The sequence below is a fragment of the Vibrio sp. BS-M-Sm-2 genome, assembly GCF_041504345.1.
Lineage (GTDB): Bacteria > Pseudomonadota > Gammaproteobacteria > Enterobacterales > Vibrionaceae > Vibrio > Vibrio satsumensis.
In genome coordinates this window covers 1063045-1083967 of sequence record NZ_CP167895.1, presented here as the reverse complement: position 1 = coordinate 1083967, position 20923 = coordinate 1063045, and the positions used below count along the sequence as shown (strand labels likewise).

At 45.3% G+C, this 20923-nt stretch carries 16 protein-coding genes; 7 read left to right on the top strand and 9 right to left on the bottom strand.

Going from position 1 to position 20923, the window contains the following annotated elements; translation table 11 throughout:
- Window positions 1-154 precede the first annotated feature (154 nt).
- Window positions 155-940: a glycine betaine ABC transporter substrate-binding protein gene (locus AB8613_RS20780; protein ID WP_372384900.1), complete on the bottom strand. Its 786-nt coding sequence runs from the start codon at window positions 938-940 to the stop codon at window positions 155-157.
- 210 nt (window positions 941-1150) lie between these two features.
- Here AB8613_RS20780 and AB8613_RS20775 point away from each other — a divergent pair, with 210 nt between their 5' ends.
- Complete coding sequence (locus AB8613_RS20775; RefSeq protein WP_372384899.1) at window positions 1151-2083, top strand: LysR family transcriptional regulator; 933 nt, start codon at window positions 1151-1153, stop codon at window positions 2081-2083.
- 120 nt (window positions 2084-2203) lie between these two features.
- Here AB8613_RS20775 and AB8613_RS20770 read toward each other — a convergent pair whose 3' ends face one another.
- The 7 genes from AB8613_RS20770 to AB8613_RS20740 all read right to left on the bottom strand — a co-directional run bounded on the left by AB8613_RS20770 (window position 2204) and on the right by AB8613_RS20740 (window position 10983).
- On the bottom strand, window positions 2204-2590 hold the full coding sequence (locus AB8613_RS20770) for a hypothetical protein (protein ID WP_372384898.1): 387 nt from the start codon (window positions 2588-2590) through the stop codon (window positions 2204-2206).
- 191 nt (window positions 2591-2781) lie between these two features.
- A complete protein-coding gene (gene fecE / locus AB8613_RS20765) occupies window positions 2782-3546 on the bottom strand; it encodes a Fe(3+) dicitrate ABC transporter ATP-binding protein FecE (RefSeq protein WP_372384897.1) in 765 nt (254 codons plus the stop codon).
- Window positions 3547-3548: 2 nt separating this feature from the next.
- Window positions 3549-4520, bottom strand: coding sequence for a FecCD family ABC transporter permease (locus AB8613_RS20760; protein WP_372384896.1), 972 nt, complete (start codon window positions 4518-4520; stop codon window positions 3549-3551).
- Window positions 4520-5554 carry a FecCD family ABC transporter permease gene (locus AB8613_RS20755; RefSeq protein WP_372384895.1) on the bottom strand — a complete coding sequence of 345 codons (1035 nt, stop codon included), beginning with the start codon at window positions 5552-5554 and terminating at the stop codon, window positions 4520-4522. The genes AB8613_RS20760 and AB8613_RS20755 overlap by 1 nt, the downstream gene beginning before the upstream one ends.
- Window positions 5551-6528, bottom strand: a complete 978-nt coding sequence (locus tag AB8613_RS20750) for a Fe(3+) dicitrate ABC transporter substrate-binding protein (protein WP_372384894.1) — start codon at window positions 6526-6528, stop codon at window positions 5551-5553. The genes AB8613_RS20755 and AB8613_RS20750 overlap by 4 nt, the downstream gene beginning before the upstream one ends.
- Before the next feature lie 86 nt (window positions 6529-6614).
- The gene (locus AB8613_RS20745; protein WP_372384893.1) at window positions 6615-8744 is read right to left on the bottom strand and encodes a TonB-dependent receptor family protein; all 2130 of its coding nucleotides are present in this window, start codon (window positions 8742-8744) and stop codon (window positions 6615-6617) included.
- Window positions 8745-8946: 202 nt separating this feature from the next.
- Entirely contained in the window at window positions 8947-10983 is a 2037-nt protein-coding gene (locus tag AB8613_RS20740) for a TonB-dependent receptor (protein WP_372384892.1), read from the bottom strand.
- 240 nt (window positions 10984-11223) lie between these two features.
- On the opposite strand from AB8613_RS20740, the gene AB8613_RS20735 reads away from it, so the two are divergent.
- From AB8613_RS20735 to AB8613_RS20715, 5 genes are read left to right on the top strand one after another with little or no spacing between them, the layout of a single operon-like run.
- A complete protein-coding gene (locus tag AB8613_RS20735) occupies window positions 11224-12435 on the top strand; it encodes an acetyl-CoA carboxylase biotin carboxylase subunit family protein (protein ID WP_239718844.1) in 1212 nt (403 codons plus the stop codon).
- Entirely contained in the window at window positions 12432-14243 is a 1812-nt protein-coding gene (locus AB8613_RS20730; protein WP_285953717.1) for an IucA/IucC family protein, read from the top strand. The genes AB8613_RS20735 and AB8613_RS20730 overlap by 4 nt, the downstream gene beginning before the upstream one ends.
- Before the next feature lie 6 nt (window positions 14244-14249).
- The gene (locus AB8613_RS20725) at window positions 14250-15467 is read left to right on the top strand and encodes an MFS transporter (protein WP_372384891.1); all 1218 of its coding nucleotides are present in this window, start codon (window positions 14250-14252) and stop codon (window positions 15465-15467) included.
- Window positions 15439-17304, top strand: coding sequence for an IucA/IucC family siderophore biosynthesis protein (locus AB8613_RS20720; protein ID WP_372384890.1), 1866 nt, complete (start codon window positions 15439-15441; stop codon window positions 17302-17304). The genes AB8613_RS20725 and AB8613_RS20720 overlap by 29 nt, the downstream gene beginning before the upstream one ends.
- Window positions 17297-18499, top strand: coding sequence for a type III PLP-dependent enzyme (locus AB8613_RS20715; protein ID WP_372384889.1), 1203 nt, complete (start codon window positions 17297-17299; stop codon window positions 18497-18499). The genes AB8613_RS20720 and AB8613_RS20715 overlap by 8 nt, the downstream gene beginning before the upstream one ends.
- Before the next feature lie 200 nt (window positions 18500-18699).
- Here the strand turns inward: AB8613_RS20715 and AB8613_RS20710 are convergent, their stop codons facing one another.
- On the bottom strand, window positions 18700-19725 hold the full coding sequence (locus AB8613_RS20710; protein ID WP_372384888.1) for a zinc-binding alcohol dehydrogenase family protein: 1026 nt from the start codon (window positions 19723-19725) through the stop codon (window positions 18700-18702).
- Between the two features lie 199 nt (window positions 19726-19924).
- Between AB8613_RS20710 and AB8613_RS20705 the strand changes: the two genes are divergently transcribed.
- Window positions 19925-20857 carry a LysR family transcriptional regulator gene (locus AB8613_RS20705; protein WP_372385803.1) on the top strand — a complete coding sequence of 311 codons (933 nt, stop codon included), beginning with the start codon at window positions 19925-19927 and terminating at the stop codon, window positions 20855-20857.
- Window positions 20858-20923 lie beyond the last annotated feature (66 nt).

The window sequence follows — 20923 nt, the reverse complement described above, 5'->3', positions numbered from 1 at the left end:
CCTTAAATTAGATGAGTTAATCTTAGAGAATTACCACTCTAGATAAACCGCCTAATGTTTGAATCATATTCAAATATTATTTGATAATCGTGTGACCACTGATTGGGTAACACGAACATGTAACACTGTTAGCCGCTGCATGGAGGCATAACGGTTAGATAAGGCCTTGCTCAATCAACCAGTCACGCGTGACTTCATCTTGCGGCTTACCTTCACGGCAAACTTTATAATCTAACTCTGCGATAATATCGTTCGAGAATCGCAGTGAATCTAGCTTCTGAATCTGTTGTTCGCTGAACAGGTGCTTCCTGTCATCTCTTAAAAGAAGTACCGCTCTATCTACAATGCCTAGCAAACCTTTTGGTTCTTTAAGCTCTCGAATATCGTAGCGATAATGCAAAAATTGAGGCTTCCAAAGCGGTACAACAGCCCACTCTTTGTTCGCTACGGCGCTTTCAAAGGCATCAAAACAATCGTCTTCGCTACGCGGGAAAAACTCATAACCCGCATCGCTCAAACCATACTCTTTCATCATCTGTATAGAGAAACGTGTGATGCCAGCACCGGGGTTAATACCCTGAATTGTAGAGATCATTTTCTCGACAACTTTTTGCTTTACTAGATCAGCGACCTCAGAAACGGCCTCTTCGGGGACATAATCAGGCACGCCCCACAACGCGTAAGGTTCATAATGAAGGCCAAGTTCGATAAGCGGCTCAACTTCCTCAACGCCCGCTTTGTAGATACCGTGGCTTGATGGCAACCATGCCGAAGAGAGCATGTCTACTTCACCATTTTTCAGTTTTTCAAAGTTTTCTTGATGAGGTGAGAAGATACGCTCTACCTCGAAGCCCATTGCTTTTAATACATTAGCAACCAGTGAGGCGGTGGTTCGGTGAAACGACAAATCTGTTACGCCAATTGTGATTTTCTTCGTCATGTTGTTTTCCCCTTTTGTTCAGCTTGATAGAGATAGTACATGGCCAAAAACTAGCGAAAAACAGCCTAACATTTGAATAATTATCAAATATATTTTGGTAATTGAGCGTATGAGATTAGCTTAGAAGGAGCAAAGTTGGATTAACCCGCTTTGTGATTAGAAAAGATTTCAATACAATGTTTAGAACATTATCAAACACAGGTAGATAATATGCTTCTTGAAGACTTGCAGGTCATTTTAAAGGTAGCGGAGTTTCGCAGCATCACCGCTGCAGCTACCAACCTAGATATGCGCACAGCCACCGCAAGTGCAGCCGTCAAACGTGTTGAAGCCGCACTGGGTGCTGAACTGTTTGTAAGAACAACACGCCATTTACGGCTCTCTTCAGCAGGCGAACGTTATTTACCTGAGTGCGAACAAGCCTTAACAATATTGGAGCAAGCCAAGCTCAACATGCGCGAAGAGCTTGGTATTCTTGATGGTGAAATCCGCATTGCGCTTTCTTCGGATCTAGGAAGAAACCTCATTACACCTTGGCTTGATGAGTTTCTGCTTGAATATCCCAAGGCGACACTTCGCACTAGCATTAGCGACAGCAATATTGATTTTTATCGTGATTCTGTTGATATGGCGCTGCGTTACGGCTCTCCGACTGACGCCAACATGTATGGCTTCAAGATCTGCGATGTGCCGAGAATATTGTGCGCTGCCCCTGAATATTTAGCCGAGATGGGAACACCAAACCAGCCGAACGACTTAGCTGAACACAATGGATTGCTTTATCAACTGCATGATATGTTGCAAGACGAGTGGGTGTTTAACAATGGCAAGCAGGATCATAAAGTGAAGCTGAAAGGGAATCGTGCATCGAACGATGCTGACCTTGTTAGACGTTGGTGTGTCGCAGGGAAAGGCGTGGCGATAAAGTCTTGTTTAGATATGTCGAGTCATTTGCTTTCTGGCGAAGTGGTTAAAGTTATGCCCGAGTTCAAGCCAACATCAACCGAGCTGTGGTTAGTGTGTCCAAGTCGTCAATCCATCACGCCAACTGTTCGCTTGCTAAGAGATTTATTCCGAGAGAAAACCGCAGAGATCCTCTCTCAATTGAGCGAGCAAGGGATTATAGAAACTCAAAAGTCTTAACGACCTAGATATAAAAAAGGCGTTAGCGAACTTCAATTCGCTAACACCTTTCATCATCTGAAACATCACACTGTATTAATGGATATATCTACATCAATACGAGCACTCGAATACAAATGCTTAGTTTGACTCTTCTTCAACATCACAGTCAGCACAGCACTGAAGCGCAATTTCATGTTCGAAGGTGATTGTGTCTTTACCTTCTTCCAGTAGCTCTGCGATTTCATCCGCGACTTCTTTTTCGTCATCCGCTTCGATGTCGCTTGCTAGCTCTTCTTCTGAATAGCCGAAGAAGTTCAGCAATAAGTACTCACGAGCTTCGTCTTTAGTACAAACCACGTTTGCAGAAAGGTCTGGCGTAACCTCACGTTGTGCAAGAGTTGCTGTCAACTGAGCGATAGCATCCTCTTTCATCGCAGGCGTTAACCAACCAAGATCAGTACTTACCGTCGTTTTTTTACAGTCGAAGCAAGGCAGTTGGTGAAAGTAGTATTGAAAGCTAGTCATAGGTAATTTCTTCTTTAAATGTGGTATAGCGAGATTATGCGCGTTTTGTATCAAAATACTATCTCAATCACAACCTGAGACTGATTCGTGAGGGTTATTTTTACGAACACAAAACCAGATAATACCTAATGCACAGAAAAATACCGAAATACCAATTGCCGACTTACAACTCCCAATGGTTTGATAACCTCCTAAATCGCTACACACATTGGCGTATTTGAAATAGGGTCACGAAACACGCTCGCTTTAAGATCAAAGACGTTACTGAGCATCGTTTCGGTCATCACCTCATCAGGCGAGCCTTCTGCTATTACGCATCCCTTATCCAAAACCACTAAATGGTCGCAGTAACGACTGGCTTGGTTCAGGTCATGCAACACAACAACCACCGTTTTTCCTTTGGCATTCATCTGTTGCATCAGGTTCATTAATTCCACCTGATGAGACATGTCAAGATATGTGGTCGGTTCATCCAACATCACTACATCTGTGTCTTGCGCTATCACCATCGCAATCCATGCTCTTTGACGCTGGCCACCAGACAAAGACTCAACCGGCTTATCAGCAAACTCAAGTACACCTGTGTCACGCATAGCTTGTTCGACAACCTTTTGATCGTCCTGTCCTAGCCTTCCCCAATGAGAGACATAAGGCGAGCGGCCATATTCGACCAATTTTCTTACCGTGATACCCTCAGGACTGACCAAGATTTGCGGAAGAAGTGACAACGAACGAGCGAGCGCTTTATCGCCATAACTCGACAGTGGTTTGTCTTCAAACAACACCTCTCCTGTCGCTGGTTTGTTGATTCTCACTAACGTCTTTAACAAGGTGGATTTACCACACCCGTTGGGTCCAATTAGGGCGGTAATTTTACCCTTAGGGATCGAAACCGAAAGGTTCGGTATGATCGTTTGTTTGCCGTACGCGACGGAAAGATTCTGCGTTTTAAGCATGGTTACCAACCTCGATAACGATAGAGAAGAAAGATGAAATAAGGCGCGCCAATCACAGACGTGAGAACGCCTGCTGGCAATTCAATGGGTGGTTGTAGACCTCTGGCTAACCCATCAGCGCTGGTAACCAGAATCGCCCCCACCAGTGCAGAGGCTGGGATTAACAACTTATGATTATGCCCAAACAACAAACGTGCTAAATGAGGTGCCAATAAACCCACAAAACTGATCGTTCCAGCAACAGAAACACTAACACTGGCAAGCAAAACAGCAGCCAACAGTGCGAGAGCCTGAATCTGTTTCGGTTTAGTACCCAATGTAGTGGCACTTTCCTCGCCAAGTCCCATCACATCTAATCGCCAAGCGAGCCATAATGCCATTGGCAATAACAAGAGTAACGCACTCCAAATAAACGGAACTTGTTGCCAATTTCTGCCCCAGAGACTGCCTGTTAGCCATACCATGGCCGTATTGATCTCGATAGGATTGGTCACAAGTAGGAAATCTATACAACTGGCAAGGAATGCGCTCACCGCAATACCAATCAACGCCAATTTGGCGGGTGTTGGTCTTGACCACCATGCCAACAGTGCAATCAATCCAGCAGCGAAAATTCCACCGAACATCGCCACCAGCGGAAGCACACTGACTGGCGCATTAGGGAACCAAACTAAACTCGCTGTCGCAGCAAGGCCTGCCCCAGCGCTAATACCCATAAGATCAGGCGATGCTAACGGATTACGTATCACGCCTTGTACTAATACGCCCGAAAGCCCTAATCCAGCTCCCACACTTATCGCGAGTAACATGCGTGGTAGCCGATATTGATGGATAACAAAATCGTCACTGGAAAACGCGACCAAATGTTCGATCACTTGAGAAACAGAAAGCGAAGCTGCGCCGACAAACAAACCTGCGGATGCGACAATAACAAGCAGCCCAAATAACAGAAAAACCTTCGTGTGGTGGTGCATTAAGATCTCCTCGTCGCAATCAAGATAAAACAAGGCGTCCCGACCAAAGCCGTAATAACACCGACGGGCGTTTCAGTCGGAAAAGCAATCGATCGTGATAATGCATCTGACCAAGAGACTAATGCTGCGCCAGCCAATGCGGAAATAGGAATGAGTAGATGGTAATTGTGCCCTATCATAGGCCTAACCAAATGAGGCACTAACAAACCAACAAAGCCAATTGGCCCTGCGATAGCGACACTTGATCCGGCAAGCAACACAATCGTCAGCCCACTAATCAGACGAGTAAGCCTGATGTTACTGCCCAACCCCACGGCAACTTCTTCGCCAAGTGCCAGTAAATTGAGGTTGCGAGCGAGGCTCATTGCCAACACTAAACCTATCACAACAGGCGGCCAAAGTTGTTGCCATTGCCCGTCATCCACACTAGACAAGGAGCCAGTAAGCCAATGCAATACGCTATAAGCCATATCGTCAGCGAGGATCAGCGCCGCGCGGGTCAATCCAATCAACAACGCAGTAATGGCAATACCCGCCAAAACCAAACGCAATGGATGAGATCGAGCAGAAAAAAAGCCACCAAGAAGCATTACGGCACCGCCGCTTAGCAACGCGCCAAGAACCGCATTAAGGATTGGGTTTAAATCACTAACCACAGGTATGCCTATTGCAGCTAACGCCATAAAACAGGCTGCGCCTGCGTTAATACCAAGAATCGACGGAGACGCGAGTGGATTACGCGTCAAACCTTGCATCAATAACCCAGCGACAGACAAACTCGCACCAATAAACAACCCTGCGTAGGCTCTTGGTGCTCTTAGCGTCGCCAATATTTGATGAGTCATGTTGCTTTCATCAAACGCAAACCAGTAATGAATTAAGTCACTCAATGTTAGAGAGAAATTAGACCACCCGGTCATAGAGGCCGCGTAACCAGAGAGTGCCAAACACGACACTAATGCTGTAAATAACGTGACTCTCCACGACAGTATTGGCCAAGATCGCTTACTTTTAGAGAACAACATCGTACTCATGATGGATCCAATATCTGCTCAAGATTTTTCGCCATTTGTTCTGCCGCTAACATGCCTCGATTCAGTGACCAAAGTGCTGGTGACACTTCTACAACTTGCTGACTTTTTGCAGAGGTTAGTACATTGAATAACGGATTTTTCTGCCAATCATCAACAATATTAGGATGAGAATAAGCGCCAAGGAGCAACCAATCCGGATTGGTTTTCAACAACAACTCAAAGCTGGTTGGTAAATATGCCTTCTCTGTTGGTTTCACAATAGGGCTCGCAATGCCTAATGTGGTCAGCACGCCCCCTGCGTAAGATGCAGGGCTATGTAACCACATACCTTTATCCGACACGACAGCGAATTGGACAGTTTGTTTGAGCGAGAAATGACTTTTAAATTCAGCCATGGCGTGTTGATGTTGTTGAATTCGTTGTTCCATTGACGATTGCTTGTCGAGAGCGATGCCAATCTTGAGCGCAGACTCCAAATTTTCTTGATAAGTCTCACCACGGCTTTTGAGGAGCAGAGTTGGCGCGATGCGTTGTAGATCTTGGTAGACCGTATGATGACGCTCTGCATCTGCAATGATCAGGTCAGGCTTTAATACCGCAATGGCTTCTAGGCTTGGCTGAGAACGCATGCCAACCGATTCCCATGGTTGAACCAATTCTCGTACCGCCGGAATCACTCGCGAAGCATCATTGTCATCCGCAACACCAACAGGAGAAACACCCACCGTAGCGAGTGCATCTACAAATGAAAACTCCAACACCACAATACGTTGCGGGGTAGTCGCTATCTCAAACTGACCCTGCTCGTCTTGTATGACCCTTGTTTGTGCTGAACTGGAGAATGAGAACAAGCTTAAAATCAGCAAAGCTAAGGTTATCGCTATCCTGCTGAATAAGAAAGGCCGATTGAATGACAGCAGTCCATTCGACAGCAGCAGTGGATTTGAAAACAAGAGTCGGGAGCTGTTTTCCATATTTATTTTCCTTAAACGCTAGAACCGTGAAAGCCGCCAAGAGTATTGGCGACTTTTATTCGTTATTACTTTCAATAAATTACGTATTAGAACTGATAATTCAGATCCAAAGTGTAAGAACGTCCCGGTGCTGGATAACGACCAACCGGGCTGGTATCAATACCGCGGAAGTAATAGTCCTCATCAAACAGGTTATTGACCGCAAAGTTCATGCGCAGCTTACTGCTTTCATCTTTGTACAAATCCGAACCTAGGTTGAAGTTCCATACCATGTAGGCCGGTACTTTACCTGTCGCACCCGTTGCATCCTCAGCACTGGTGTTGGCATTGTCAGAATATGATTCACTGAAGTAGTAACCAGACAAGGTGGTATCTAGCTTGTTAAACGCGTAAGTCGCATCCCAGCTAAATTGATGCTTAGACGTGTATGGAAGTTGGTTACCTTTATTTGCGCCCTCTTCCTCTAAAGTTGCATCTAAGTAGTTATAGCCAGCGCCCAAACTCAGAGCTTGCATCGCTTGAGGAATATAACGACCAGAGAGTTCAACACCTTGATGAAGGGTTTTACCAATGTTGTCGAAAGTTTGAGTAGCACTTTGCCATTGCAGCTGATCTTCAAAATCAATGCGGTAGAATGCGACGTTAAAGCTAGTTGAATCTTGGTTGTAGCGAGCGCCCAACTCGTAGTTCCATGCGAGCTCACTGCCCTCTTCACCCTTGCCTCGAATGTAAGCAATTTGTGGTGCACGCAAAGATTTCTGCGCATTGGTGTAACCAACCCATTGCTCCGTAAGATGGTATGCCACAGTTAAGCCCGGCAACCACTCAGTCACTTTGTTGTCGGTATTCTCCGCTTTGCCCAAATCATTAAATGCCATGTCTATTGATTCGTAACGAATACCAGGAGTCACCTTTAATACATCATTAAACAAGCCAATTTCATTGCTGATATAGCCTGCGAAAGCGTCGGTATCCAAATGCCAATCGCGCGGCGTTGTTGTTACTCCACTAGAAATTGATGTTTGAGTGAGCTTGTAATCGATATCTTCATTGACGTAGCGCGCACCCACAATGACATTTTGTGTCACGGTATTACCGTCAAAATACATCGCGATTTTAGGCTCAACGCCATAAACAGAAAACTCACGTGGAGAAGTGCGAATATCGGTTGATGGTAATGCCGGATCGGCCCAGTGACCGCCAGCGCTGTTAAAGCCCCATTGGAAGAAGCGCTCAGAACGGTGACCAAATGTCAGTATCTCTAGCTCTGCACTATCGGCAATGTTCAAATCATGTAAATACTTTAGGCTCCAACGCGTCGATTTACCTTGGTATTCATCATATGGTCGCTTCGATTGGGTACGATCATTCTTGTAATCTTCTGGCGATAAAGCACCTGGCATTTGCGTATCTGCATCATAACGCTGCACGAAAGCTTGTAACTCTTGAGTATCACTCAGTAACCACTGCAACTTCGCTTGGAAGTTTTTGACATCGGTGTCTGAATGTTCACGGAAACTTTCACCTTTTAGGAAATTACCTTCGACTTGAAGCGCAAGCGTGTCGGTTAACCAGCCACCCGTGCGCAGGTAAAAATCATTCAGTGGCGTATCGCCATCCTCGAAGACAGTAAAACGATTACTGATTTCCGTTTGCCACTCGTGTGGAATAGGCTTAGTCACCAAGTTGATTACACCACCCACGTTGTTTGGCCCGTATTGCACAGCAGCGCCGCCACGTACGATATCAATGCGGTCAAGCATCGACAGAGTCGCAGGGAAAATAGATTGTCCGGTATGACCATAAGGCGCAAGAGTCAGTGGCACACCGTCCATTAGAAATTGAGCATGACCACTGCGACTCGCTTTCAAGCCACGCACCGAGATGTTAGGCAATACACCCGTACCCGTTTCGTCTTGAACCTTAATGCCCGGTACACTTTGGAAGGCCGAATCAATCGAAAGTGCGCCAGTCTTTTTAATTTGTTCGTTAGTTAGGACGGTACGCGCTCCCGGATACTCTTTCACATCCTCTAGCTCTGAGTTACCGATCAAGCTACCTGTCACGACAACCGTTTCCATGGTCGTCGTTTGTGGATCTGACGCGGCAAATGCGCCCATGGAAGTCACTGAAGCGATGGCCATTGCAAGGGCACTTAGACGCAACTTTTGATGTGATTGAGTACAGGGTTTACCATCCAAATTCTGGTAAGGCATGAAAATCTCCTAAATAGGCAAGTTAGGATCAAAGGCCGTGTTTACGAATCGGCGCTTTGATCCTATGGGCTAAACGGCCTCAAAATGAGGCCAACTGTTCACTCATTCGTAGCGAACAAATCAATCGTTTTTAGAGTTAAAATAGCTCTTAGAAATGAGCTAACTCCTAGAACTGAACTAGCTCTCAGAACATACTTAGCTTTTAAAACTGATAGCCGTAGCTGAGCATGAATTCAGCAGGGGCACCGTAACCAATCTGGTTTGTACCAGACGTGCCGTTGGTTGCGCCCAGAATGTATTCCTCGTTCAACACGTTGTAAGCGTTCGCTTGGACTTTGTGACGACCCGTGGTGTACGCTGCCATCAGATCAACTGTGGTGTAATCGCCTAGTGCAACGGCTTCGTCATTACCCGCATAACGGTCGCCAACATATTTCACACCACCACCTAAACGCCAGTTGTCGTCTAGCTGGTAAGTACTCCAAAGTGAGAACAGGTGGTCAGACACATCATTTGGCTTTTTGCCTGTCTCTTTGTCTTCCGCATCGAGATAGCTATACCCAACCGAAATGTCCCATTGCTCTGTTATCTGACCGCGAGCTTCCAATTCAATACCTTGGTGACGCGCTTCAATCTTGTTGACCACGTCTCCGTCTGTATTGGTTTCTGGTTGCTCTTGATCGATTTGGAAGATCGCTGCATTCAGCATCAAAGCGTTATCTAATAGGTAAGCTTTTGCGCCAATTTCTTTTAGATCGGTGTGGAAGAATTCAGCTAATTTAGGGTTGATGTAGATACCTGAGTAAGGCAGTTGCCATGAACGAGCTAAGCTTGCGTACACGGACATATCGTTGTTGATTCGGTAGACCAAACCACCGCGGTAGCTCACTTTGTTATCGTCGAGGTTCTCTTTTGCTGAGCCCGCTTTTTGCTGCTCAAGCTCCATCGAGTCGTAACGCACATTACCGATCACTGAAAGATCACCAAAGGTGTAAACGTCTTGAATGTAGACGCCAGTGGTCGTTGTCGTGTTATCACGGAAAGGTTTGAAACCCGGATCAGGTGTTGGACCTGCAACAGGATTATAGATATCTTTCGAAGGTAAGGTTTTGTCGCTTGCGAGAGTGAGATCGATATTAATCTGGTTGTAATCGGCACCAATCATCATTTGGTTAGAGTCCGTTTCCCAAACCAACTCAGACTGTAGTGTTGTCGTGGTACGAGGATCATAACCGAAGTTGTTCACGGTTTGAGATACTTGATCCCCTGTTACCGTGCCTTGACGCGTGCCTTTTTGTTCAAGCTCGATATGGTTATACGCTGCGCGGTTTGTCCATGCCCATTCGCTGTTCAAACGCCACTCATAGTCAACGCCCACACGAATACTGTCTGACTCTTGATAATCGTTGGTGCCACCGTAGAAAGTACTCTCTGAGACATCAACAGGTTTGCCATTTTTAGATGGAACACCACGATATGGCACCAGTTCTTGGTGAGAATATTCAACATCGAGATCGATAATGTGTCCATCAGAAGGCATCACTCGAATGGTTGGGGCAATAAAGAAATCATTGGAATCGACATGATCGACGTAAGAGTCCGCTTGTCGATGTTCCACGTTGATACGGCCATTAACCTTATCTGAAAACGCCATAGAGCTGTCAACTTGACCCACAAACTGACTGTTGCTGCCTACACTGCCATTTACGTTGGTGAAATTGTCACCGTTAGCGCGTTTCGTTACCAAGTTGATGATACCGCCCGCAGAACCTCGGCCATAAAGTGCACCGGCTGGGCCTTTTACCACTTCAACACGCTCAATATTGGCTAGACTGCGATACGACTGCAACGTTCCATCATCACGCATACCATCACGATACATGTCATTTAACGAATCAAAACCACGAATCACGAATTGGTCTCGGCTACCTTCACCGAGAGTATTGTTCACCCCTGCGACACCATCAAGTGCATCCACTAAACGCACCGCACCACGGTCTTCCATTTCTGTCTTTGTAACCACAGATACCGCTTGCGGTACATCTAACCACTCGACATCCGTTTTGGTTCCTGACTGAGGCATGTGCTCTGCATAACCTTCGTATTGATGGCCAATAATTTGCACTGTTTCATCTACAGTGACTTGTTCTTCCGCCACTGCAGTTGACACACCAGCCACCGCCGTTAAGGCTCCGCCAATTGCCAAAGCAAGAGGAGACAAGTTCAATCTCATGTTCATTTTCTAATTCCGTTTTAGTTTATAAAATTACATTATTGCGAATAAGAACAAATATCATTTATATTTGCAATATATATTTTTTGATCTATATTTGCCTAGCAATATGCAACACCACTAATGACATAAGAATCAATAAAAACAATAAGATAGAAAAATTCTCTTTCTTTTAACCCCGAAAGAGAGCACTTGAAAGCGAGTTGTGAGCAGGCGACAACAACGTTTTAAAATTAGGAAAGCCCCATGAAATCTACGATTATTATCGTAAGTCACGTCGTGAATGATGCAGTCACTCACGGCTTCGTACCTACCGCAAAGGCGATGGGTCTTCACGTCGTTTTGATCACAGATCACAAGCTCAACCACCTGAAATTGAGCAATGATGATGAGCGCTTTAATCCCGATGAAATTTTAGAATGCGATGTCTTCAACCCTCTTGAACTCATCGAAATCATCACCGAGAAAAATCTAGCGCCTAATGCTGTTTTCAGTAATAGCGACCACCTACAAACTTCCACTGCAATCTGTGCACAGTTCTTTGGTTTACCCGCTAAAGATTGGAACGTGACGATTAAGGCGAAAAACAAATACTTAACTCGTCAGGTTCTCAACGAAAAATCGTTACCTAATACTCGAAGTGTTTTGTTAAGTCGAGAGAGCGCTCCTATATTCGATTTTGATTTTCCTGTCGTTGCGAAGCCCAAGGAAGGCGTGGCTAGTTTAGACGTGCAGCGCTGCGATTCTGCGGCTGAGCTGGATAACTATTGCGATGCGTTTTGGCAAAAGTACCCTACTACTCCCATTTTAGTTGAGGCGTTTTTACAAGGTCCGCTTATCACTGTCGAAACCATCGGCGACGGGGAAAATTTGATCGCACTTGGTGGGTTCGATGTAGAACTCTCTGCGCCACCTTACTTCATCGAAACAGCGGCGAGTTGGAATGGTATTAACAGCGTGCACTACCGTGATGAATGTATACGTCAGCTTCAAGAGTTCGGGGTGGGGTTTGGTGTCTGTCATAGCGAGTTCATCATCACAGATTCGGGGCCGGTACTGGTCGAGATCAACTATCGAAGTATTGGTGATGGCCGGGAATTTTTGCTTGATAACCTCAGTGGCGGGAATTGGTTCAATACCATCTTAAATCTTCACTTGGGTCACAAGCTTGACCCTACATTTCGTATTGATGGCAGTGCCCATGTGCACTATGTAGTGGCCAAACAAAGCGGTTTAATTGAAGGCTCATCAGCCTCTTTCATTCACCAAGAGGGCGATATTGTCATTCAGCAGCAAGTGCTTAAAAAGGTTGGTGAGACGTTCCAACAAAGTTATTCCAACAAGGATTACTTAGCGAGAATTTCGGTCGTTTCCCCTTCTGGTCAAACTCTAGAACCCGCACTACAACAGACAATCTCTCGCTTCAATCTAACATCAAAAAACGAGGTAACAGCATGAATGAAAACGCGTTATACCTCACTCAACGCTTAGTCGATACTTGCTTACGTGAAGATTTGTTCGGATTAGTTTCTCAAAGCCAATTTAAATCTCAGCTCCCGAGTTCACTCAAGTTATCTTCTTATCCTCGTAATCAAATTTGGGCTATTTTTGCGGGTTCAGACTTTACACTCTACTTGCCCGTTACTCCGAGCTATTACATGCAGCGTTGGGTATACGGCCAAACAGATGGTTCGAAAGGTGATGGTTGGCTCATCGAGAGAAATGGTGTCGTTGAAGCACAGCTGCACTATCAAGATTGGATCGAATTATTGAAAGCAGGTGCTCACGAAAGCTCGCATTCGTTATTAGATGGTTATTTACAAGAACTCGAATGCGCAGAAAAACACAAGGAATTGTGTGATAGCGCCTTCAGTCAGCAATCCGAATCACTCATGCTGCCGATTTCTCAACTAGAGCGTTGGGAGCAAAAGCTATTGCGTGCCGATCAAATCGCATCCTATCTTGACCACCCTTACTACCCGACAGCACGTGCTAAGTTCGGTTTAAGCGATCACGATCTAGAACAATTTGCGCCAGAATTTGCACAAAGCTTTGAACTTCGTTGGCTCGCAATCGAAAAGTCACTGGTTACATTGACCAGTCCACCACCTGAATGTTGGCCAACGATGGAGCAAGTGGGTCTGCCCGCCGACTTTGCTCTTAGCCATGAGTTATTCCCCGCACATCCATTGACACTAAGGAGTCTTGATGGACTTCCTGACGGTGTTATCAAAGCTCCGGTTGCATATCTAGAGGTGACTCCAACTTTATCAGTACGTACTGTGGTCGTGAATCAAGCACCACAGATCCACATCAAGGTGCCGCTGATCATGCGGTCTTTAGGTACTAAAAACATTCGCCTAATTAAACCATCCACACTTTATGATGGGCATTGGTTTGAACGTTTATTGACGCACTTAGAACAAACAGATCAAGACTTACACGGCTCGCTTTTCCATTGTAATGAGAAACATGGCGGCCATGTTGGAGACGATAAGACCTTTGCTTATATTGTGCGTGAATACCCGCGGAGCTACTTCCAAGACAAAGCACTGGTGCCTGTGGCTGCCCTTGCTAGTCCAATGCCTGATGGACGTTTGTTCTTGGAACATCTCGCCGAGCAGTATTATCAGCAAGATACGCTGACTTGGTTTAAAGATTACGTTGATCTGCTATGCAAAGTGCACCTTACATTGTGGATTCGTTACGGTATCGCTTTGGAGTCTAACCAACAGAACGCCATCATCGCATTCGATGAGCAAGGTAAGATGACCTTAGCCATGAAAGACAACGATGCAGCGCGTATTTGGCCAGAGCGTTTCCAAACGTTTGAGCAACAATCGCCCGTAAAATGCGATCATCTTTTAGATCAACGCATCACAGTAGACAGCGAGCTTGCTCTTGGTCAGATGTTTACCACCATTACTTTGCAGTTAGACATTGCCGCGATTGTGGAAGCAATGGCGACGAAAGGAATCGCCACGTCAGCTTATCTGTATGAGATGGTCGCCAATAGCCTCTCACAACAGCTTAGCCAGTTGGACAAACAAGGACACAACACCAAGCTCGCAAACGAGATGTTGTTTGAATCACCCAACCTATACGCTAAATATCTATTGAGCTCGGGGAGCTTGTTGTCTAAAGAGGCATCTGGCGCAAGCGATATCAATAAATTTTATGGCTTGTCAGCACCGAACTTTTTATGGCTAACCAGCGAAGAAGCACAACACGCTTACCTTGAAAACATCAAGCAGAGCGTGAGTTAACCCATCATGACCAAACTCATCTATTGCGTGCTTTTAAGCCACTTTATCGCCGCGTTTGCAGCCTTAGGAATGCCGCTGTTTTTGCCGATGGTATTGCCAACACTGGATGCAAACATTACTTCGGATTGGGCGGGGGTACTGTTTATTTTGCCGACCTTTTGCACTGCCGTTGCGGCGCGCTTTTGGGGTCAGTTTGCTGATAAATATGGCAGACGTCGATCTCTATTGCGTGCTCAACTCGGGCTTGCAGCAGGCTTCGCGCTGTGTGGCTTAGCCGATAACCTCGCAATGTTTGTGTTTGGTCTTATCGTTCAAGGAACCTTTGGTGGCACCATGGCCGCCTCAAACAGCTACTTATCCAGTCAAATCAACGATGCGAAAGCACTCGGTAAGTCACTCAATAAAACTCAGCTTTCTGCCCGTCTGGCGCTAATTATTGCTCCGATTGGGCTTGGCTGGAGTTTATCGGAAACAAACCCGCTGAACGCGTATCTGTGGCTGTCCGCTTTGCCGCTATTCGCGCTAGTGATCACCTTAACATTACCCATTGATGACTTAGCGAAATCTAAGGGGATTGTAAAAGATCAGGCATCGGATAAAGCTCAATGCAGCCAAGTCAATTCGTTAAATACGCTTTATTGGGTGTTTGGCGCGCAGTTCAGTTTTGCTTTCGCCATGGTCGTCACGTTCCCCTATTTCTCGCCTTATGTGCAGCAATATGGCGTGACAAGCCAAGCGTGGATTGGATTTTTGTATGCCCTCCCACATGGTGTTTATCTCCTCTTTGCAGGGAAAGTTCATCTGTTCTCAGAACGGATTGATCGCCACCAGCTTGAACGCAATCAAGCGCAGCGTACTTTATGGCTGGGCTTTAGTTTGCTTTCACTCAGTGCCGCAATGCATCTCACTCCTTATCAAGAAGTGTTGATTATTGCTCGTATTGTTTTCGGACTTGGCATGGTTTGCTGTTATCACGGCTTGCATCAAGCGTTAGCAAACCAAATTGATCGACGACAAAGCGGCAGAGTATTTTCGCGCTTTGACGCTATGTCTAAATGGGGTGGCGTTGCGGCTGGGTTGAGCGCGTCTTTCATATCAAGCCAGGGCTGGCTTGAGGTTCCTTTCATACTTTCTATGTTGGTCAGTGGCATTACAGCTATCGCGCTGATCATCCATTCAAAATTTGGACATCAACATGTTACAGACTCAATTATCTCCAAGTGAATATTCCGCTGAAGACCAAGTTCTTCAAAATCGTAAAAAAGTACTGCTAAACCAAGAAAAAGCCCAACTCAATACCATCATGGGTGTAGTGAACTGTTACTTACGTGAATACGCAATACCCAATGAACAGGTTGATTGGTGCTACAGTTCTGCCTCTCTGCCTCAAACTTTGAAAAGAAACTACAACGCTCACCAACGCGTGGCCATTCACCTACCTCACCAAGATCAACCTCAGAAAAATGGTCTGATGGTTTTACCCGTTGAGTACACCAGTAAACTGGGGAAAGTGAAGCTCAGTGATACACCTTGGGCTAAAATGCCCGGTGCAGCTTGGTGCAAAGTGGACTCAACTCAAACCCTGACGCTTCTACTCAGTTACCTAAAAGAAATGCTGACGATTCCATTCAATCACGAGTTGGTCGAGCAAATGGAAAACAGCTTGTTGATTACCGAGCAGTTCCTAAACTCAGACAGCTCACCTCAGCATCACAATGCGTTTATCGCATCAGAGCAATCGTTACTTTGGGGACATACTTTTCATCCAACGCCAAAGAGTCGTTCAGGTGTCAGTATCGATGATCTGCTAGCGTGTTCCCCTGAGGTTGGCGCTAAGGTTCCCCTGTATTGGTTTAAAGTCAACACCGCGTTGCTCGACGTCTTGAGTTCAGATAACCGAACCTCACCAACGACCATGCTTGAACAACTTGCACTTGATGAAAACAATTCAGCAGGTACTATTCTTTACCCTTGCCACCCTTGGGAAAGTTACACACTTTTGCAAAACCCAGTGGTCAAAACGGCCATTGAACAAGGCAAAATCATCCCGCTTGGATTAGGTGGTCAGAAACTCTTACCCACCTCATCCGTGCGCACTCTGTATCACCCAGACATGGATTGGTTTGCTAAGTTCTCTATCAATGTACGTTTAACCAACTGTGTACGTAAGAACGCATGGTATGAGCTCGATAGTGCCGTTCAATTAACCTCGATTCTGCACCCAATCAAAGAGGATGAGCAGTTACGTAACCCTGTCTTCAAGGTAATGACAGAGCCTTACGCAACCACATTGAATCTAGAATCTGTGGCTGAACAAGAACATGCTGATGTTATTAAGGCTCGAGAGTCATTTGGTATTTTATATAGAGAGAATTTCACTTTAAGCGAAACCGATATTTTGCAGCCAACGTTAGCGGGTGCGCTCTTTGCTTACGACACAGACGGGAACAGTTGCATCGCCACTCAACTCAAACACAAAGCGCAAACAACACAAAGCCAATATGAAAATGTCGCCACACTGTGGTTTGAGCGCTATCTGCATTGTTTGATTCCAGGCGTTTTTAACTACTACTTCAAGCATGGAGTTGCATTTGAACCTCATTTACAAAATACGTTGATTGGATTTGAAAAAGACATGCCATGCTGTGTATGGATTCGAGACTTAGAAGGTACAAAGTTACTGCCTGAATTTTGGTCTCCAGACACGTTACATCAATTATCAGAACGAGCTCGTCAATCGGTTTACTACAGTCGTGAACAAGGTTGGAATCGTATCGGCTACTGTACCTTCATTAACAACATCAGCGAGGCTGTGTTCTTCATCGCTGAAGGGAACTCAGTACTTGAAGAGGCATTGTGGGCCGTATTACAAGATGCTATCTCTCGCTGGCAGTCAATCAATGGCAAACAGCCTGAGTTGGTTAATCTGCTCAATGGCGGACATTTCCCGAGCAAAAACAATTTCACAACTCGTTTAATGCAGAGTGCCGATAAGGAATCAAGCTACACCCAAGTTGCAACGCCTTGGGCAAACCAAATCAAAGGAGCTACTCATGCTTAATTCATCTCAGCTTCCTTTGCATATAGAGCAAGAAGTAAAACACCTCGCCCAACAACAAGATCAACCATTGTGTGCTTATCTTTATGATCTTAAGGCTCTGGAGCAGCACATAAAGCAGATGCGTCATGTATTGCCTAACAACGTTGAACTGTTTTATGCCGCAAAAGCGAATCCTTCATCACCTATACTGCGTACTTTAGCGCCTTATATTGATGGTTTTGAAGCGGCTTCGGGTGGAGAACTTAATCACCTTCACCAGCAACAACTTAACAAACCATTGATCTTTGGTGGCCCCGGTAAAATGCCGAGTGAGTTAGAGCAAGCCGTTCAACTCGATGTTAATGCGATTCATGTTGAAAGCATCACTGAGTTACAGCGCATTGGGGCATTAACGAAAGAATTGAATAAGCCTGCTTCGATCTTCTTGCGCATGAACATCGACATTGGAGACATCACACTTAGTAAATTGGCTATGGGCGGAAAGCCTACCCCATTTGGTTTAGATGAAAGTGAATTAAACAACGCACTGATGTATTTGCGTGATTTCCCATTAATTAAACTGAAAGGCTTTCACTTCCATTTGATGTCACACCAACTTGAAGTCGGTCGACACTTAGCTTTGATGGAGCGTTATTTCCAAGTAGTGAAGGAGTGGAAAGAGAAATACTCACTTGAAGATCTTACGATCAACTTAGGTGGAGGTATGGGAATAAATTACCAAAATCAGGAACAACATTTTCCATGGGTAGAGTTTTGTGACAAGTTAGAATTCTTGATCGCCAAAGAACAACTACAAGATTGGACACTGCGTTTTGAATGCGGGCGCTACATCTCAGCACCTTGCGGCTACTACGTGATGGAAGTGTTGGACATTAAACAAAACCTCGGTGAAAACTTTGTGATTGCTCGCGGAGGTACGCATCACTTCAGGACACCTGCAGCACAGGGACATGACCATCCTTTCGCAATCATGAAAAATAAGCAGTCCCCTACTATTTCAAACCCGATAGACCAGACTAAAGCCACGCTGGTTGGGCAGTTATGCACACCAAAAGATGTCCTTGCACGGAATCAAAATATCGATCACATCGACATCGGCGATTATGTAGTGTTCACCTTAGCAGGCGCTTATGCTTGGAACATTTCGCATCAAAACTTCTTAATGCATGAACCTCCGGTGTTTCATTATTTCTAAGCACTCCGCCGTGCTCTATGGTTTCTAACTGACGGGTTGAGTTGAAATTCCATGGGGCTAGCTAAAAACACAAAATAGAAAAGGCACTAAATAAAAAGACACCAAATTAAAAAGGCATTAGTAAACTCAGGTCTACTAACGCCTTTCTTATGTTTATCGTAGCCCTTTTACCAAACAACTACAGACTCAAACATCAAAGACTAGTATTTGATGGCTGTTTTACCAATCGAGGCACTGCTTTCAATACGTTGGTGTGCATCTTTAATTGTATCCACACTAAAGCCATCTAGGGTCGTGGTTAGCATCGATTTAATTCGACCAGCATCAATCAGATTCGCAGCTTGGAATAAGATGTCTTGCTGCTTCTGGATATCGTCGGTGTTAAACAGTGAACGCGTGAACATCAGCTCCCAAATAAAGCCCGCTGATTTGCCTTGCAGCGCTGATAAGTCAATGCCACCGTCAAATTCAACAATCGAACTAATCATGCCTTGTGGTGCGATCAACTCAACCATCGCATCCCAGTGCCCTTTTGTATCAGCAACATTGAAGATGTAGTCGACATCTTCAATGCCCTGCTCTCGCACTGACTCGACAAGGTTACGGTGGTTCACCGCATAATCCGCTCCCATATCCCTTACCCACTGTTCCGTTTCAGGTCTTGAAGCTGTTGCGATAACTTTTAGGTTGGTCAGCTGCTTAGCCAGTTGAATAGTGATCGAACCTACACCGCCCGCTCCACCAATGATCAGAATAGACTTTTTATCTTCTGGACGAACACGTAGGCGGTCAAACAATGCTTCCCATGCAGTCAGTGTTGCTAGTGGCATCACTGCTGCAGCTTCATCTGAAAGGCTCTTAGGCGCTTTAGCGGCAATACGGTAGTCCACAGCTTGGTATTCTGCGTTAGCACCCATACGTGTTACGTCACCCGCATAGTACACACGGTCACCGACTTCGAAGCCTTCAACGTCAGCACCTTTACCAACAACTTCGCCGACTGCGTCATAGCCCAGCACTTTTGGTTGTTCGAGTGTTTTGCCTTTGGCATTACGAATACGAATTTTTGCGTCAGCAGGGTTGATAGAAGTCGCACTCACTTTTACCAACAAGTCATTCTCTTTTATTTCCGGTAGGCTCGTTTCAAATTCAAATAGGCTTTCTTGTTCTGTAATCGCTAGTGACTGAGTAAATCCGATTGCTTTCATTGTTAATGGTAATGACATGATACTTCTCCTTAAATTCGATAATTGAAGCTTAGAGACTTTTCTCTTTAGATAAACAGCCTAATATTTGAATTATTATCAAATAACTTTTGATAATAAGATGTATATGCGCAGGCAAAATACTAAGATTAGTAATTAGAAAATGCCTAATTTATCGGTAACAAAACAACCGATTCAAGGTTCAGAACAGGGAAACGAAATGCTTCTTGAAGACCTACAAGTGATTTTAAAGGTAGCGGAGTTTCGCAGTATCACCGCTGCAGCCACCAACCTTGATATGCGTACTGCCACCGCGAGCGCTGCCGTCAAACGTGTTGAAGCCGCACTGGGCGCTGAGCTGTTTGTAAGAACCACTCGCCATTTAAGGCTCTCTTCAGCAGGTGAGCGTTATTTGCCTGAATGCGAACAAGCCTTGAAATTGTTAGAGCAAGCGAAGCTCAACATGCGCGAGGAACTCGGTATTGTTGACGGTGAAATTCGTATAGCGCTTTCATCGGATCTAGGGCGCAACCTAGTTACACCTTGGCTTGATGAGTTCTTACTTGAATATCCAAAGGCGACGCTTCGTACTAGCATCAGCGATAGCAATATCGATTTCTACCGAGATTCCGTCGATATGGCGCTGCGCTACGGATCCCCGACCGATGCCAACATGTATGGTTTTAAGATATGCGACGTGCCGAGGGTATTGTGTGCGGCTCCTGAATACTTGGCTGAAATGGGAACACCAAAACACCCGAGAGACTTAGCTCAGTACAATGGTTTGCTTTACCAACTCCATGACATGTTGCAAGACGAGTGGGTGTTTAACGATGGTACCCAAGATCATAAAGTGAAACTAAAAGGAAATCGCGCTTCGAACGACGCAGACCTTGTAAGACGTTGGTGTATCGCAGGAAAAGGAGTGGCAATAAAATCTTGTCTAGACATGTCACCTCATCTGCTTTCAGGTGAAGTTATTAAAATTATGCCTGAATTTAAGCCGACACCTACCGAGTTGTGGTTAGTGTGTCCAAGTCGCCAATCCATTACCCCGACGGTGCGTCTATTAAGAGATTTATTCAGAGAGAAAACCTCAGAGGTCCTTTCACAACTCAATGAGCAAGGCATTATAGAAAACAAAGCATCATAAAGCCTAATGCAGCTTAGAGATAAGAAATAGAGATACAAAAAAGGCGCTAGTGAACTTTTAAGCCAC